Annotated in this window: 14 protein-coding genes; 11 read left to right on the top strand and 3 right to left on the bottom strand. The window is 60.3% G+C overall.

What is annotated here, in order from left to right:
• Positions 1-8 precede the first annotated feature (8 nt).
• Genes tssL through tssG form a run of 6 tightly spaced genes read left to right on the top strand, consistent with a single transcriptional unit; the run spans position 9 to position 8,985 of the window.
• Positions 9-1,265 carry a type VI secretion system protein TssL, long form gene (gene tssL / locus IGB42_RS17080; protein ID WP_159673910.1) on the top strand — a complete coding sequence of 419 codons (1,257 nt, stop codon included), beginning with the start codon at positions 9-11 and terminating at the stop codon, positions 1,263-1,265.
• Positions 1,266-1,286: 21 nt separating this feature from the next.
• Positions 1,287-4,901, top strand: coding sequence for a type VI secretion system membrane subunit TssM (gene tssM / locus IGB42_RS17075; protein ID WP_159673908.1), 3,615 nt, complete (start codon positions 1,287-1,289; stop codon positions 4,899-4,901).
• A gap of 19 nt (positions 4,902-4,920) precedes the next feature.
• Entirely contained in the window at positions 4,921-5,640 is a 720-nt protein-coding gene (gene tagF / locus IGB42_RS17070; protein ID WP_159673906.1) for a type VI secretion system-associated protein TagF, read from the top strand.
• A gap of 7 nt (positions 5,641-5,647) precedes the next feature.
• The gene (tssE, locus tag IGB42_RS17065) at positions 5,648-6,130 is read left to right on the top strand and encodes a type VI secretion system baseplate subunit TssE (protein WP_159673904.1); all 483 of its coding nucleotides are present in this window, start codon (positions 5,648-5,650) and stop codon (positions 6,128-6,130) included.
• A 3-nt stretch (positions 6,131-6,133) separates the two neighbouring features.
• Positions 6,134-8,005, top strand: coding sequence for a type VI secretion system baseplate subunit TssF (gene tssF / locus IGB42_RS17060; RefSeq protein ID WP_159673902.1), 1,872 nt, complete (start codon positions 6,134-6,136; stop codon positions 8,003-8,005).
• Complete coding sequence (tssG, locus tag IGB42_RS17055; RefSeq protein WP_159673900.1) at positions 7,969-8,985, top strand: type VI secretion system baseplate subunit TssG; 1,017 nt, start codon at positions 7,969-7,971, stop codon at positions 8,983-8,985. The genes tssF and tssG overlap by 37 nt, the downstream gene beginning before the upstream one ends.
• Before the next feature lie 44 nt (positions 8,986-9,029).
• Here the strand turns inward: tssG and IGB42_RS17050 are convergent, their stop codons facing one another.
• Positions 9,030-9,812 (bottom strand): FHA domain-containing protein, encoded by a 783-nt coding sequence (locus IGB42_RS17050; RefSeq protein WP_159673898.1) that lies wholly within the window; start codon positions 9,810-9,812, stop codon positions 9,030-9,032.
• A gap of 80 nt (positions 9,813-9,892) precedes the next feature.
• Between IGB42_RS17050 and tssH the strand changes: the two genes are divergently transcribed.
• From tssH to IGB42_RS17030, 4 genes are all read left to right on the top strand, one after another.
• Positions 9,893-12,535 (top strand): type VI secretion system ATPase TssH, encoded by a 2,643-nt coding sequence (gene tssH, locus IGB42_RS17045; protein ID WP_159673896.1) that lies wholly within the window; start codon positions 9,893-9,895, stop codon positions 12,533-12,535.
• A gap of 116 nt (positions 12,536-12,651) precedes the next feature.
• Positions 12,652-13,104, top strand: coding sequence for a DUF6714 family protein (locus IGB42_RS17040; RefSeq protein ID WP_159673894.1), 453 nt, complete (start codon positions 12,652-12,654; stop codon positions 13,102-13,104).
• 247 nt (positions 13,105-13,351) lie between these two features.
• Entirely contained in the window at positions 13,352-13,924 is a 573-nt protein-coding gene (locus IGB42_RS17035; protein WP_159673892.1) for a hypothetical protein, read from the top strand.
• A 245-nt stretch (positions 13,925-14,169) separates the two neighbouring features.
• Positions 14,170-14,490, top strand: a complete 321-nt coding sequence (locus IGB42_RS17030) for a hypothetical protein (RefSeq protein ID WP_159673890.1) — start codon at positions 14,170-14,172, stop codon at positions 14,488-14,490.
• Between the two features lie 91 nt (positions 14,491-14,581).
• Here the strand turns inward: IGB42_RS17030 and IGB42_RS17025 are convergent, their stop codons facing one another.
• Together IGB42_RS17025 and dinB are read right to left on the bottom strand one after the other, a co-directional pair.
• A complete protein-coding gene (locus tag IGB42_RS17025) occupies positions 14,582-14,902 on the bottom strand; it encodes a hypothetical protein (protein WP_159673888.1) in 321 nt (106 codons plus the stop codon).
• Positions 14,903-15,005: 103 nt separating this feature from the next.
• Positions 15,006-16,082, bottom strand: a complete 1,077-nt coding sequence (dinB, locus tag IGB42_RS17020) for a DNA polymerase IV (RefSeq protein ID WP_159673886.1) — start codon at positions 16,080-16,082, stop codon at positions 15,006-15,008.
• Between the two features lie 164 nt (positions 16,083-16,246).
• On the opposite strand from dinB, the gene IGB42_RS17015 reads away from it, so the two are divergent.
• Positions 16,247-16,456, top strand: a complete 210-nt coding sequence (locus IGB42_RS17015; RefSeq protein ID WP_159673884.1) for a hypothetical protein — start codon at positions 16,247-16,249, stop codon at positions 16,454-16,456.
• The last annotated feature ends 30 nt before the right edge of the window (positions 16,457-16,486 follow it).

The following is a 16,486-nucleotide window of genomic DNA, read 5'->3' as shown; positions in this document are numbered from 1 at the left end:
TATGTACGTTGAGTATCGCAACCGAATCCAACCACCCGCTGGATCAGTTCATCGGGTCAGGTACCGCGCAGCCCGGCACGGCGCAGCCCTATGGCCCTGCCGATGCGGCAGCCGTCGAGGCACTGCGTAGTGGTGTGAACCCCATCTTGTCCAGCGCCAGCCCGCTGATCTACGCGGCAATGCAATTGCGCCACAGCGACAGTCCGCAAAACCTGACCGCGCTGCAGAGCTACCTGGTGCAAGGCATCAAGGAGTTCGAGGATGCCATGCGCCGCAAGGGTGTACGCCACGAACACGTGGTTGCTGCGCGCTATGTGTTGTGTACCTTTCTGGACGAGGTAATCTGCTCTTGCGAGTGGGGCGTGAGCTGGGGCTCTTGCAGCTTGCTGGTGCAGTTCCATAACGAAACCTGGGGGGGCGAGAAGTTCTTCCAGTTGCTCGATCGCCTGAAGGAAACACCGGCTGATACGCGTGATCTGCTTGAGCTGATGTATGTCTGCCTCAGCTACGGGTTTTCCGGCCGCTTTGGCGTGATCGATGGTGGCCAGCAGCAACTGAATGTGCTGCGCAACCAGCTGGCGGAGTTGCTGCGCCAGTACACGCCGCAAGCGGGCAACAATGACCTGTCCGAGCGCTGGCAAGGCGTATCGGGCAAGGCGGTCAAACCGCTGGCGATCATTCCGTTGTGGGTATCCGCGGTGGCCATGCTGATTGTGCTGGTGGTGATGTATCTGTTCCTGTCGCTGCGCATCAACCAGCATTCCGATCCGGTGTTCGGCGAGATCCAGAGCATCCGCGCGCGTTCGGCACCGCTGGCAGCGCCCAAGGCTGCGGCACAGCCACGGCTGGCACAGTTCCTGGAACGCGAGATTGCTGCCGGTCAGGTCAGCGTGGCTGACTACGCTGATCGCTCGGTGGTCACCATCCTGGGTGATGGCCTGTTCGAGTCGGGCAGTGCGGATGTGATTCCGGCCGCTTTGCCGGTGTTGCACCGTGTGGGCGAGGAAGTGAAGAAGATTCAGGGCAGGGTGCTGGTGACCGGTCATACCGATGACCAGCCGATCGGCAGCCTGCGCTTCCCGTCCAACTGGCATCTGTCGCAGGCGCGCGCGCAATCGGTACGCGATGTACTCGCCGTTGATGTACCAGCAACGCGTCTGTCCGTTGAAGGCCGTTCTGATTCCGAACCCGTGGTCAAGAACGACAAACCCGCCAACCGCGCCAAGAACCGCCGCGTGGAAATCACCGTGTTCGTTGCACGCTAACCCGATCCCGAGCCGCATTAGATGAAAACGTTTCTTCGCTTTATCCTCAATCGCTGGGTCCTGGTTGCCTTGGGTCTGATCGGCCTTACGCTCTTGGTCTGGTTTGTCGGCCCGTTGGTGGCTATTGGTTCCTGGCGTCCGTTCGCCCCGCTGTGGGTGCGTGTGACCTTCACCGCTGTCGTTGCACTGATTTACGTGATCGCGCTGGTGCTTGCATTGCGCCGCGCCCGCCGCGCCAATGCCGCCTTGCAAAAAGGCATGCTGGGTGCAGAGGGCGAAACGGGTGATGAACGCCAGCGTGGTGATGTCCTCAAGCGCCGCTTCTCCGAAGCCCTGCTTACCCTGCGCAAAGTGCGCCAGGACGAAGCAGGCCACGGCTGGTTTGCCCGCACGCTGGGTACGCTGGATCGCGATACCTATCTGTATCGCCTGCCCTGGTATGTGATTGTGGGTGCACCGGGTACCGGCAAAAGCACCATTTTCCGCAACTCCGGTTTGAAGTTTCCGCTGGGTGATCAGAAGCAGGATGACGCAGTTGATGGCGTGGGTGGTACGCGCAACTGCAAATGGCTGTTTTCCGACAAGGCGGTACTGCTCGATACCGCAGGCCGCTATTGCACGCACGAAAGCGATCGTCAGGCTGATTCGGCCGAGTGGGAAGAATTCCTGCTGCTGCTGAAAAAGAGCCGCCCGCGCCAGCCGATCAACGGCATCATGGTCTCGGTCAGTGCCGATACATTGCTGGCTGGCCGCAAGTCCGAGCTGGAAATCCAGGCCAATGCCATCCGCAACCGCGTGCAGGAACTGCGCCACGTGCTGGGCCTTGAAGTGCCGGTGTATCTGGTGGTGACCAAGGCCGACCTGATTTCCGGTTTCTGCGAATTCTTTGAAACGCTGAGTGCCGAAGAGCGCGAGCAGGTGTGGGGCGTGACCTTGCCCATCCCGGCTTCCGCCAAAGACCCGGTTGCCCTCAATACCGTGCAGGGCGAGCTGGCGGCACTCAGCCAGCGCCTGCAGGGCCTGCTGTTGCAAAAACTGCAGCGCGAAACCGATCTGGATCGTCGTACCCTGCTGGGCTTCTTCCCGCAGAGCTTCCAGGCATTGCAACAACCGCTGCTCGACTTCATCGAGGCGGCATTCAGCGCCAATCCGTATCAGTCGCGCATCCTGTTCCGTGGCTTTTACTTCACCAGTGGTGCGCAGGAAGGTGCACCGGTGGATCCGCTGCTGCCAGCTGTTGCTGCGCCGCTGGGCCTGCGCCAGTCATTCACGCTGGCGCGCGCGCAGCAGATGGTGTTCCGTCCGTTCTTCGTGGCCCGGGTGTTCCGTGAGCTGATGCTGGGCGAAGCACACTTGGCCGGCAGCAATCTGTCCTGGCACCGCAAGCGTACCCTGCTGCACTCGGCCGGTTATGTGCTGCTGAGCCTGATGGTGGTGCTGGCAGCCGGTTCGATGATCGTTGGCTATCGCCACAACAACGATTACGTGGACGCGGTAGCCGCACGGGTGCCCAAGGTGCGTGACCAGGTTGAGCGCATCAATGTCGGCCAGGAAATGTCGCTGGGCGATCTGTTGCCCACCTTGCAGGCAGTGCGGGATATTCCTGCGCCGGTAGCGGGGCAATCCGACCTGTGGCTGGGCAATATGGGCATGTACCAGGGCGAGAAGCTGACCGCCGCATCGTCCAACGCGTATTACCGCCTGTTGCAGGATACGTTCATCCCGCAAATCAATGGTCGTCTCGAACAAGCGCTGCGTTCGTTCAAGTCCGATCCGGACATGCAGTACGAAACGCTCAAGGTTTATCTGATGCTGCACGAGGCCGAGCGTTTCAATGCCAATGCATTCAAGGCATGGGTGATGCTCGATTGGGATGCCAACCTGCCGCGTGATTTTCCGATCGAACAGCGCAAGCAGTTGGAAATCCACCTGGATACGCTGTTGTCCCGCGGTGCGGTGCAAAGCCCCATTCCGCTCGACAAGGCATTGACCACGGAAGTGCGTGCGCAGCTTGCCAGCTCGCCACTGCCCAACCGCATCTATGGCCGCCTCAAGCGCATGGGTGTGGGTAACCAGATTGCCGAGTTCCGCATTACCGAAGCGGCAGGTCCATCGGCTGCCGTGGTGTTCGTACGCGCCAGCGGCGCGCCACTCAGCCAGGGCATGCCGGGCCTGTTCACCGCAGATGGCTACTCCAAGGCTTTCCTGCCGGCCATCGACCCGGTACTGAAAGACATGTACCAGGAGGAGGGCTGGGTACTGCGTGACGAGCCGGTGGCTGCCGGCGGAGTAAAAACACTCGTCAACGCCGAGCAGGAAGAAAAGCGCGTGCGCGATGCAGTCAAACGCCTGTATCTGGAAGAGTACGCAGCCGCATGGGAGCGCCTCGTCAACGATATCCGCATTGCCCCGCAAGCCAGCCTGGAGCAAAGCGTGCATGTGACGCGCGTGTTGTCCGGTCCGGATTCGCCGCTGCTGTACCTGCTGCGCGGCATCACGCATGAAACGTCGCTGGTCGCACTGGCTGAAACCCAGGGTACCGCCGGCAAGCTGGTTGAAATGGCCACCGCCAGCGCGGTGCAGGCACAGCGCGACAAGCTGCAACGCCTGATGGCGCCACGCCAGACCCGCAATGCAGAGACAGAAACCCGCCTCGAGTACATTGTGGATAGCCGTTTCACCAGCATCCATCGCATGGTGACGCCGCCGGCACCGAATGCTCAGGCGCCGATTGAAAGCACCATCGTGCTGCTGGGTGATCTGTACAACTACCTGTCTGCGGCAGATGCGGCGACCCAATCCAAGGGCGCATTGCCCGCCAGCGATCTGCCGGTACGCCTGAAGTCCGAGGCTGCCCGCATGCCGGAACCACTGGGCAGCATGCTGCAGGGTTTGTCGGATACCAGCGTTGGTCATGTGCAGGGCGTTGCCAAGCAGAACCTGTCGTCTGCGATGGAGTCGTCGGTGGGGGATGTCTGCACGCAGGTGGTGAAAGACCGCTATCCGTTCAACCGCAGCAGCCCCAGCGATGTACGCCGCGATGACTTTGCCCGGGTATTCAGCCCGGGTGGGGTCATTGACGCTTTTTTTCAGAAAAGCCTGGCGCAAGAGGTTGATACTTCCACCAAACCCTGGTCTTTTCGCCCGGGTGCAGCCAGCGCCAACAATAACCAATCGGCCGCACTGGCCGATTTTCAGCGTGCAGCTGTAATCCGCGATGTGTTCTTCCCGGGCGGCAACCAGGCGCAGGTGCGCTTTACCATCAAGCCGGTTGAAATGGATGCCGCCTTGTCGCAAACCGTGCTCGATATCGACGGCCAGATTCTCAAGTACCGTCACGGCGCCATCGTGCCGCAGCAAATGACCTGGCCCGGCCCCAAGGGCACCGGCGTGATCCGCCTGACCATGAATGGCCTGAACGGCAATGACGTGGGCGGCCTGACCTTCGATGGCGACTGGGCGTTGTGGCATGCCATGGACAAGGCCACTGTCGAGCCGACCTCACGGCCCGAATCCGTACGTGTTGCGTTCAAGATCCAGGATCGTTACGTCAAGTTCGAAGTCACCACTTCTACCGTGCAGAGCCCGTTCCGCCTGGCTGAGCTGGACAAATTCAAATGCCCGACCAATCTGTGACGACGGGCAGGAACAGTCAGTGATCGGTTGGTTTGGAAAAATACCCGCAGCACCGGATTTTCTGGTTCGCCGTGTCGATGGCGCGTTGTTCGAACGCCTGACGGACTGGATGGAAGCCTCGGTTGCCAGCTACCGCAGCACCGCAGGTGCGGATTGGCAAAGCCTGTTCCTGCAAGCGCCACAATGGCGTTTTTTGCTTGCGCCCGGTGTTGCCGGCCAGCAGGCGATACTCGGCATCCTGACGCCCAGCATCGATGCCGTAGGCCGCTGCTATCCGTGCGTGTTCTGCCAGCGTTTTTCCGGCGACTGGACGCAGCAGATCGTTTACGCCGACTCGGCAACGTGGTTTGATCAGCTTGAAGCCATTGCACTGCAGGCCGTCAGCCAGCGCTGGGATGCACAGCAGATCGACGGCGAGCTGGAGCGCCTCAATGTGTTGGGGCTGGATGATTTCAATATGGCGCTGGATGCGCAGGCGCGCCGCCTGGCCACCGAATGGCACCAGCACCGCCCGCAAGGCGCGCCGCTGCAGATACCGGCTGATCCGCCGATTACCGCGCTGGCGCAGCAACTGGGCAGTCTCGCGTTCGAGCGGCTGTTCGCCGGGCAATCGGTGTGGTGGGAGCGTGGGGCAGGCAGCGATCATTTCCAGATGCGCCGTTTTCAGGGCTTGCCCAATTTTTATGAATTTTCCTTGCTGATGTCCCCGCGGACAACCGCAGTTGCTTCTGCCATCTAGCGAAAACATGAAACGAGAAGACTTTTATTTTCCTTCGCTATTCGATCGGCTTACCGGCACCCAGGCGGCCATCAGCAACCGGGGCGGCGCCAGGCTGCCCGACCGCAAGGGCTTGCTTGCCAGCATCATGCGTGATCTGTCATTCCTGCTGAATTCGATTTCGGCATATCACGTTGCACCCGACAGCGACGAGGAATACAGCACATCGGTGATCGGTTACGGTTTCCCCTGCCTGAGCGGGCAGACCACCAGCCAGAACACCATGCGCCAGATCGAACGCTGGATACGCCAGTCCATCTTGCGCTTCGAGCCGCGCATTGATCCGGTTTCGCTCAAAGTCGTACCGTTGAACAATATTGCCGATACGCACCACCAGTTGCTGTCGTTCCAGATTGCCGGTTATGTGCTGGCCAACCCGGTGCCGATCGAATTGCTGCTGCGTACACAGCTGGATGTAGAAAACGGCCGCTTTTCGGTTTCCGAGTACTAAGTCATGGTCAATCAGCGGTTTCTGGAGCTTTACAACCAAGAGCTCCGGCACGTCCGGGAAACCGGGCGCGAGTTCGCCCAGCAATATCCCGACATCGCCGGCCGGCTGGGCGATTTTGAAGGCATCAGCGACCCGTATGTAGAGCGGCTGGTCGAGGCGTTTGCATTCCTGACCGCGCGTATCCAGCTCAAGCAGGAAGCCGCATTCCCGCAATTCACCAGCCAACTGCTGCGCTGCGCTTATCCCAACTGGGGCGCCCCAACGCCATCCATGGCGATCGTGGCGATGAACCCGTCGCGCGCAGCCGCCGGCCTGCAGGATGGTTATGCCATCGCGCGCGGCACCCGTCTGGTTAGCCAATCGATACCCGGTATCGATGGCAACTGTGAATTCGTAACCGCGCACGAGGTCAAGATCTGGCCGCTGTCCGTTGCCGCTTGCCGCTATCTGCCAGGCCGGCCACAGGAAAGCGCGCATCCTGCCGCCAATGCCAAGATCGAGGTCACGCTGGAAGCACAAACCGGTGCCGACCTGTTGCGCATGCGCGTGGATGGCCTTGATTTCTATCTGGCTGGCGCCGAAGACGTGGCCGGGCGCCTGGCTGAGCAGATACTCGGCCATTGCGTGGCCATCCGCATCGGCGCGCCGGATGGCCCCGAGCCGCGCAAATTCACCGAGCTGGGCCTGCAGGCGCTGGGCACGGTCGGTTTCGAAGATGACGAAGCGCTGCTCGATCATGGCTCCGCGGCGTTTTCCGGCTATCGCTTGCTGCACGAGTACTTTGCTTTTCCGCAGCGTTATCGTTATTTCCGCCTGGGTGGCGTTGCGTTTGCCGACGCAATACGCCGCCATGCGGTGCAAAACCGCGTCAACATCACCTTTTACCTGTCGGCCAATGATGCATCACTGGCCGGTACGGTGGATCAGAACAATCTGACCCTGTTCACCACACCGGTGGTCAACCTGTTCCAGCGGCGCACGGACCGCATCCTGGTGAACCAGATGGCTTCTGAATACCATGTGGTGCCCGATCGCCGCCGCCCGCTCAATTACGAAGTCTATGATGTGCTGGCGCTGGAAGGCTACGCTGCGGATGCCAACGATTTCACGCGTTTCTCGCCGCTGTTCGCCCCTGCGGATTCGCGCGAATGGGCGCCATCGCGCGCCATGTTCTCCATCCGCCGTTCGCCACGGCTCATCCACGGCCTGTCGGGTGCGCAGGCGCAGCTGGGCAACTACCGTTATTCGGACGTGTTCGTCTCGCTGGTGGATCGCGACAACGTACCGTACCGCAGTGATCTCGCGCAGATCGGTGGCGATATTCTTGTCACCAATGGCGCTCTGCCCATTCTGTGCCCCAAAGGCAGCAGCCACGATCTGGCCATGACTGATTCGGCCCCGGTGGATGGCATCCGTTTCATTACCGGCCCCACCGAGCCCACGCCTGCCGTCACCGAGGGAGAGACGCCATGGCGGCTGATCAACCTGCTGTCGCTCAATTACCTGTATCTGCACGATCAGGCAGATGGCGCGGCGGCGGCCGCGTTGAAGGAATTGCTGTCGCTGCATGCGCTGCTGGTAGGGGGACGCAATGCCGTGCACGCAAACGCGCTGCAACAGGTGCACAGCCGGCTGGTGACGCGGCCTTACCCCGGAGGGGGCCCCATCGTGTTTGCGCGCGGCGTCAACGTGGCGCTGACTTTTGATGAAATGCCGTTTGCCGGTGGCAGCGCTTTCTTGCTGGGGTTGGTGCTCAAGAACTACCTGAGCCAGCACGCCAATCTGAACAGCTTTGTTGAAACCACCCTGCACGGTCTGGGGAGAAAGGACATCAAGACATGGCCAGCGCAACTGGGACGGAAAGGGTTGATCTGAACGTTCTGGCGCCGCTGTCCGAGAACGCAGCCCGCCAGGATTATTTTGCGCTGCTGCGGCTGGTGGATGCCGCGTCGCCCGGCTTGCCGCGGCTGGGCCGCGCGCAGCGCCCGCAACAGGAGGCTGTACGCCTGTCGCAAACGCCTGCGCTGATCTTCGCCGCCAGCGAGGTGGCCGAGGTACGCACGGGTGCGGGTGAAAAGCCGATGATCCGCTCGGCAGGCTTTGGTGTGTACGGGCCAAACGGGCCACTGCAGCTGCACATGACCGAAGCGGCATGGGATCAGCTGCACAACCATCAGGATGATGGTCTGGTCGCGTTTGCCGACGTATTCCATCAGCGTTTGCACAGCCTGTTTTACCGTGCGTGGGCAGACAGCCAGCCGGTGATCAGTTTTGATCGCCCCGAGCGTGGGCCGTTCAGCAACATGCTGGGGAGCTTGTGTGGCTACGGCAGCGCCGCGCTGGCCGGGCGCGATGCGGTCAGCGATTCATTCAAGCTGCTGTATAGCGGCTTCTTTTCCCGGTCGGTACGCAGCGCATGCGCATTGCAGTCATTGCTGCATGCGCTGTTCCAGGTTGATGTGGTGGTACACGAACACGTGCGCGGTTACATCGCGCTTGAGCCCGACCAAACATCCTGCCTGGGCCGCAACAATGCCGGTCTGGCGCAAAGCGTGGTGCTGGGGGCGCGCGTACCCGATGTGCAGTACGGGTTTTCTATCGAGCTGGGGCCGCTGGATCGCGTGCAGTACGAGCTGTTTTCCCCCGGCGGTTTTGCCATGCAGGCGCTCACTGCGCTCGTCAATAACTGGGTGGGCGTTGAATACCGCTGGGAAGTACGGCTGATTGCACAGGCTGCACCCGCCCGGCAGTTGCGGCTGGGGCAGGGTGCGCGACTGAGCTTTGATACCTGGGCGCGGGATGCCGACGTCAGCCGGCAGACCCTGCACGGGGCGAACATGGTTCATCGCCCATGACATTGCAGGGTTTGCATGTGGCCGCGCCGGCCGGCGCCGCAGCCTTACTTGCCCGGTGGACGGAACAGCGCGTCGAGCGCATCTTCGTCGCTGCTTCTGGCACGCGGAATATTGATGGCGGAAGCGGCCTGCTGGCGTTGTTCCGGCACCGAAGCCGGCCCGGCCGGCGGGTTGCTGGGGCCGCCCAGCAAAGCCAGCGGATCCAGGTTGTTGTTGACCGGCATGGTTGCAGGCCGCTGCTGTGTGCTGGCGGCCAGGCCGAACATGCTGTCCAGATCACTGCTGCTGGCCGGTTTGCCTGCCGGTGCGTTGGCGCTGCCTGCCTGGCTGCTGCCGAACATGGCCAGCGGATCGATGCTGGGACCGCGATGCGTGCCCAGCTCAGCCAGCCGCTCTGCGGCAATGCGCGTGGCATATTGGGTGGCAGGTTGCTGCTGAACCAGCGAAACGGGTTGCAGCGCCGGCGTTGCCTGGGGGCTGCTTGCGGGCGCACCCGACGGGGCGATCAGGCTGTCTGCGGACACTTCCGCGACGACTTGCAGGATGGACGCGCCGATCTTGACGTAGTCACCGATGCGCAACACATGTGTCTCGCCGGCACCCAGGGCACGCTGGTTGATCAAGACCGGCAGCAGATCACCCTGGTCACGGATCTGCCAGCCCGATGCATGCGGCACGATGACCGCATGAACAGGCGAAATGGCGCCGGTATCGGGAATGGCCAGCGTGCAGCTGGCCGCGCTGCCGATGGTGATCTGGGCATCGCCCAGTGCCACGCTTTTTGCTGCGCTGCCCGCAGCATTCTGAGTAATCAGCTGAATAAACATTGAATTGAACCAATCCTGGGGCAAAGCCCTGAGCTTTGCGATCTGAACCCTATTTTAGCATGTACCACCGGAGATCATTGATGGCCGACATCAGCCGCACAGCCTTGTTTGAGAAGTTGGATCGCACGCTATTCGAGGCACTGGAAAGCGCAACGCTCTATGCCCGCTATCGCGGTAACCCGCGCGTGGAAGTGGCGCACTGGCTGAATCAGTTGTTGCAGCTGAGCGGGTCTGATCTGCATCAGATCGCCAAGGCCTTTGATGTGGATCTGGGCAAGCTGTCGGCCGACTTCACTGCACTGATGGGCAGGTTGCCGCAGAACGCATCCGGCGTCGATTTCTCCGGTGAGCTGGAGCACGCGGTCGAAAAAGCGTGGATGTACGCATCGCTCAAATATGGTGCGGCGCGTATCCGTGGCGCCCATTTGACCGTTGCCATCCTGTCCGACGCTACCATGCGCACTGATCTGTTCCGCATCAGCAGCGAGTTGCGCAAGCTGGATGTCGATGCATTGACCGAACGCTGGGGCAGCATCCTGGCCGGCTCACCGGAAAGCAATGAAGTGACCGAGGCTGCACCGGCTGGCGATGCAGCCGAAGGGGGGCAGGGTGGCATGCCGGGCAGCCGTGGCGATGCGCTCAAGCGCTACACCACTGATCTGACCGAGCAGGCCCGCTCGGGCAAGATGGACCCGGTGACCGGTCGTGAAGATGAAATCCGCCAGATGATCGATATCCTGATCCGCCGCCGCCAGAACAACCCGCTGCTGACCGGCGAAGCTGGCGTGGGCAAGACTGCAGTGGTGGAAGGGCTGGCGCAGCGCATCGTGGAAGGCAGCGTGCCCGAGCCATTGCGCAATGTGCGCCTGCTGGCGCTGGATATCGGCATGATGCAGGCCGGTGCTGGCGTGAAAGGCGAGTTCGAAAGCCGCCTCAAGCAGATCATCAACGAAGTGCACGCATCCGAAGTGCCCATCATCTTGTTCATCGACGAAGCGCACACGCTGATCGGTGCCGGTGGCGCCAGCGGTACCGGCGATGCAGCCAACCTGCTCAAGCCTGCGTTGGCGCGCGGCGAGCTGCGCACGGTGGCGGCCACCACGTGGAGCGAATACAAGCGCTACATCGAGAAAGACCCGGCGCTGACCCGCCGCTTCCAGGTGGTGCAGGTGCACGAGCCGGACGAAACCAAGGCCACCGGCATGCTGCGCTCGGTTGCCGCGCACCTGCAACGCCACCATCGCGTGTTCCTGCTGGACGAAGCAGTGGAAGCCGCGGTCAAGCTCTCGCACCGTTATATCCCGGCACGCCAGTTGCCGGACAAGGCGGTCAGCCTGCTCGATACCGCTTGCTCGCGCGTGGCGGTCAGCCAATCGCAGCAGCCCGCCGCGCTCGAGCGCCTGCACGCCGGCATCAGCCGCGCCAGCGATACGCTGGTGATGCTGGAAGAAGAACAGAAACACGGCCTCGATCACGCCGAGCGTATTGCCGCATTGCGCAGCAGCATCGATACCGACGAAGCTGCCGCGCTGGAAATGACCGGGCGCTGGCAAGCCGAAAAAGAACTGGTGCAAGAGCTGGTTGACCTGGGCCAGGCCATCCGTGACAACAAGGACGATACCGCACCGCGCGAAGCGTATATCGCGCTGCAACAGAAGCTGAACGCGCTGCAACGTGAAGACAAGCTGGTGCATCCGTGCGTGGACGCCGCCGCCGTTGCCGCCGTGGTATCTGACTGGACCGGCATCCCGGTGGGCCGCATGGTGCGTGATGAAACCAACGCCATCCTGCAACTGCCGCAAGATCTGGCCCGCCGCGTGGTCGGGCAGGACCATGCGTTGCAGGAAATCAGCCGCCAGGTGCAGATCGCCCGTGCCGGGCTGGAAGACCCGGTAAAGCCGACCGGCGTGTTCATGCTGGTGGGCCCGTCCGGCGTGGGCAAGACCGAAACCGCGCTGGCGCTGGCCGAGCTGCTGTACGGCGGGGAAGAAAACCTGATCAGCGTGAACATGAGCGAATATCAGGAAGCGCATACCGTTTCCACGCTCAAGGGCGCGCCACCCGGCTATGTGGGTTATGGCGAAGGCGGGGTGCTCACCGAAGCGGTGCGCCGCCGCCCGTACAGCGTGGTGCTGCTGGATGAAATCGAGAAAGCCCACCCGGACGTGCACGAACTGTTCTTTCAGGTGTTCGACAAGGGCTGGATGGAAGATGGCGAAGGCCGCTATATCGACTTCCGCAACACGCTGATCCTGCTCACCTCCAACGTGGGCAGCGAGCACCTGATCCAGCTGTGTTCAGACCCTGATCTGGCCCCGCCACCGGCCGTGCTGGCGCAGGAACTGCGCGAGCCGCTGCGCCAGGTCTTCCCTGCCGCCTTCCTTGGCCGCATGAACGTGGTGCCGTACTACCCGCTGTCCGACGCGGTGTTGCAGCAACTGGTATCGCTGAAACTGCGCCGCATTGCCGACCGCCTGCAGGCACGCCACCAACTGCGGCTGGAGTGGGACGACGCCGTGCTGGCCGAGCTGCGTGCCCGCTGCAATCAGGTGGAAAGCGGTGGCCGCATCATCGATGCATTGCTCAACCGCCTGGTGCTGACTGAGTTGAGCCTGCGCCTGCTGGCCGCTGCCGAAGCACCCGTGCCTGGTGGCGTGATCCGCATCGTGGTGGAAAATGGCCAGATCCTGCTCAAGGATGACGTTGTTGCTGCAGTGGAGTGATTCGCTGCGGCGGGGCTGATTTTGTGAACGCGAACCGCGGTGAATGCCACGGTTCGCTTTTTGCAAACAGAGGCCAAGTCTCTGAGCATTGATCAGCGCACCCAACTGGAGGCCGCATGCAGAGCGCAGTCGCCGATCTTTCAGTGCAGATACGCGCTGCATTCCAGCAGCGCCGCTATCCCGCAGGCGCTTTGACCGTCGCCACTTACGACGATGAAGGCACCGATGCATGGTTCACCGATAAACGCTGGGCAGATCTCGGCGTGCAGCAGCTGCGCACGCACGAGTCCGCGCTGCATTTCTCTACCGATGAAGCATTCTGTTACTTCCTGCCCGCATTCATGCTGGCAGTGCTGGATGATCCGGTAACGGCCGACGTGTTGATTGATACGCTGCAGGCAAAACTGTTACCACCCAAGGCTGACCCCAGCCGCCCCGGCTTTGCTGGCAGATGGCAGCGCTTCAGGCCGGTTGAACAGCGCGTTATTGTTGCTTTTCTGATTCGCGTCAGTGGAGATCAGCCCGATGCCGCGCTGGAAGCTTTGCAAAAATGGGCGAACTTGGCTTGAATGGAAAAGCAATTGACGGACATCGCTGATTTTCCATTGGCCTGCTATTGGATTTTTCCTGTTAAAAGAGGGTGCGCAAGTCATTTTGTCAAATTCATCAGTGCTGCATGCTTCAAGTGTTTCGTTTTTGACTGATCCAGCTTGATGCACTATAAAACATCAGCTTTGGTTTGGGCACCCGGTTCAATCTTTCCGCACACAGATAAACTTGGGTTGGTACTTTGTGAAAAGCATTTCTGGAGCGTTCATGCTAACCAAACAGGAAAGAAAAAGCAGATTCAAGGCAGTGCAAGAGGAGAGGATGAGCCTGTTCCAGAAGTTTCATGTTTTTGGCAATATTGATATGAAGCTGGATGATTGGGTGTCCGCATTAAAAAGAGAAAGCAGGCAATTCAATTTGAATCTGAAATTCGAGATAAAAGACGGCACTGACATCCGGATATATACGCCAGGATTTCCAGCGGACATGGCATGCTTCCTGCAGCTTGAACATGCCGTTGCTGAACTGGTGGCGAGTTTCGACGGCTATGATCATGCAAATGATACGCATGATCGGCTTTTGCAGCTGCATTGCGTTACCCTGTCTGGTCAGCGGGAGCTGAACCCTGTGATCAATCTGATTTTCAATGCGTCGACACGGTTCCTGGGAAGAATAAGCAAGGGCATCCTTGTGGATGTAGAGGAAAAATATGTATCCACTGACTGGCTGGCTTGGTCGTGCGACTACATGGAAGATGATTTATTCAAAGCTTATGGCTATGAAGCGTTGGCAAAGCGTTATCCTGGCCTGATGAAGAAACGCTGGTGGCAACTGTTCTGACAAGCCATGAATTATGTGAAAACAGGCAGCGTACTATTGCCGTTTATTAAAGAGGCAGGTTAAATGTGGCAATCTGCTGCGACCTGAATCTGCGGGTTTGAAGTAACTTCTAAGCCTTGAGGGTACTTCCAAAAACCCCTTTTCCCATAAAAAACCACTGATATAAATCAATAGGTTACATGCGCACGGCGGTTGAAAATCGAGGTTTTTGGAAGTCCCCTTGAGATTTCACTTCGGGAGCAAGCATGAAAGCGGGCGTATGCGCGTTTGGGGCCATTAAATTCTTTGGATGCGGATGCATTGCCGCACTCCTTTGGCTTGTGTTTTATTGGATCAGCATCAATTGGCATTCATTTCCCATGGGAGGCGGAGTCGTTATATTGGGTCTTCCCGGTGCGTTTGCCCTTATAGGACTTGCCGAACTCGCAACCGGCTTGCCTGCCAAACAACTGGGGGCCAAATTGAATCAACGTCAGCTCGCGCCATGGCAAGAAAACATCATCTGGCTGTTTGTTTTTCTGATCGGGATAGCCCTCTTGCTTGGCGCCATGGTGCTCTTTGCATAAAGCCGGGTGCCCTGCTGGCAAGACTCCTTGAACTTGCCCGCCGACTTCAGCCAATGTTTTCACTAGCCCAAGCCACTTGGCTAACGTTTGTTCAGACTGAAGCAAGCAGCGGCAGCAACACCATTGCTATCAATCCAATCAACACCAGCACCGCAACCTTGTTCACCCATGCCGGGCGGGCATCGTCCAGATCGTCAGCTGATTCCGGCCGCGTGTAATGCACGCCGCAATGCTGGCACCAGCTTGCTTCCTTTGCCAGTGCATGGCCGCAACGCACGCAAGTGCCCGGTGCATGCGTGGTCGTTGGCTGGCGGCGTGTGCGCCAGTTGCGCAGCCACGCCAGAGGGCCACGGCGTTGCTGTCGGGTGCGTCGCTTGCGGTAGGCCGCGAGGTTGATAGGTGGTTCGGTCATGGTAGCGAGGGCTTCTATCGATCTGCCCACAGAGAGCAGGGTGGGCAAGGAAGCTCACTGTAGGCGATTGCCGGGCGACTGCAAAGCGGGTGCGCGCTGCCGGTCAATGCGTTTGATCTGCTTCTTCCCACAATGGCAGGCTGGCGCTGGGCGGTCTTGGCTTGGCGTGGTTTTCCTCGAAGCGCACGCCGATGCCCAGCAAACGGGCGGGGATGCCTTTGCGCTGCCATGCTTCACCCAGCAACTGGGCGAATATCTCGGGCGTGGGGGCGCTGTGCACGCATTCCATGGTGGTTTGCGTGAAGTCGTTGAATTTGATTTTTACAAAGGTTTTATGCGGCACGGTATCGCAACGGGCAAAGCGGCGGCTGAAATCATCCCAGAGCGCAGGCAGCGCCGCATGGCAGGCAGCGAGGTCCGGCAGATCGTTGGAATAGGTGTTTTCCACCGATAACGATTTGCGAACCTGGTTGGGTTCCACCTTGCGGTGGTCGATGCCGCGGCATTGCCGGTATAGCGATAACCCCATCTTGCCGAATTCACGCGCCAGTTTTTCCTCCGGCCACTGCTGCAGGTCGGCACAGGTTTCAGCGCCGGCGGCATTGAGCCGCGCGGCGGTCACCTTGCCTACGCCCCACAGCTTTTTCACCGCTAGCGGCAGGATGAACGCATCGATCTCGTCTGGCAGTACCACGAACTGCCCGTTGGGCTTGTGCCAGTCACTGGCAATCTTGGCGATCAGCTTGTTGCTGGCAATGCCGGCGCTGGCGGTAATGCCCACCTCGGCTTCGATGCGGGCGCGGATTTCCTCGGCAATCAGCGTGGCGCTGCCATGGCAGCGCGTGGCATTGCTGACGTCCAGATAGGCTTCATCCAGCGACAACGGCTCGATCAGATCGGTGTAGTCGCGGAAGATGGCATGCACCGCACGCGATGCGGCGCGATAGCGTTCGAAATCCGGCGGCAGCAGCACCAGATCCGGGCAGCGCTTGAACGCGGTCACCGTGGGCATGGCGGAGTGGATGCCGAAGCGCCGTGCCGGGTAGTTGCAGGTGGCAATCACGCCGCGGTGCTCGGCCTTGCCACCTATGCCCAGCGGCACGTCGCGCAGCTCGGGCCGGTCACGCATTTCGACCGAGGCGTAAAAGCAATCGCAATCGATGTGGATGATCTTGCGCACGGGTGGCAGCTAGGCTGGAAGATGGCTGTATTGTACGATCGTTCTATATGCTTTGCTTGTGAATTGTGTGTCACCGGCAAGCATCGCGGTCAGTGGTAAACTCGCTACGCAATTGCCATGTCAGGCATCTGCAAACCGGGGAGAGAACAATAATGAAAGCACCGATGATTATCGGCATCATCCTGATCGTGCTGGGCGCGGGCATACTGGCGCTGGGTCATTTCAGCTACAAGACGGAAGAGAAAGTATTCGAGATCGGCCCGCTCAAGGCCACCGCGGAGACGGAAAAGCGCGTGCCGCTGCCGGCGCCGCTGGGCTGGGCATTGCTGGTGGGCGGCGTGGCCGTACTGGTGATCGGCTCACGCAAAAAGTAATGCATGCACTGCTTGCCATGCAGGCACCAT

Origin of the sequence: Andreprevotia sp. IGB-42 (genome assembly GCF_009848685.1) — a bacterium.
In the GTDB taxonomy this organism is placed as follows: domain Bacteria; phylum Pseudomonadota; class Gammaproteobacteria; order Burkholderiales; family Chitinibacteraceae; genus Andreprevotia.
This window is presented reverse-complemented; position numbering and strand designations above follow the sequence as displayed.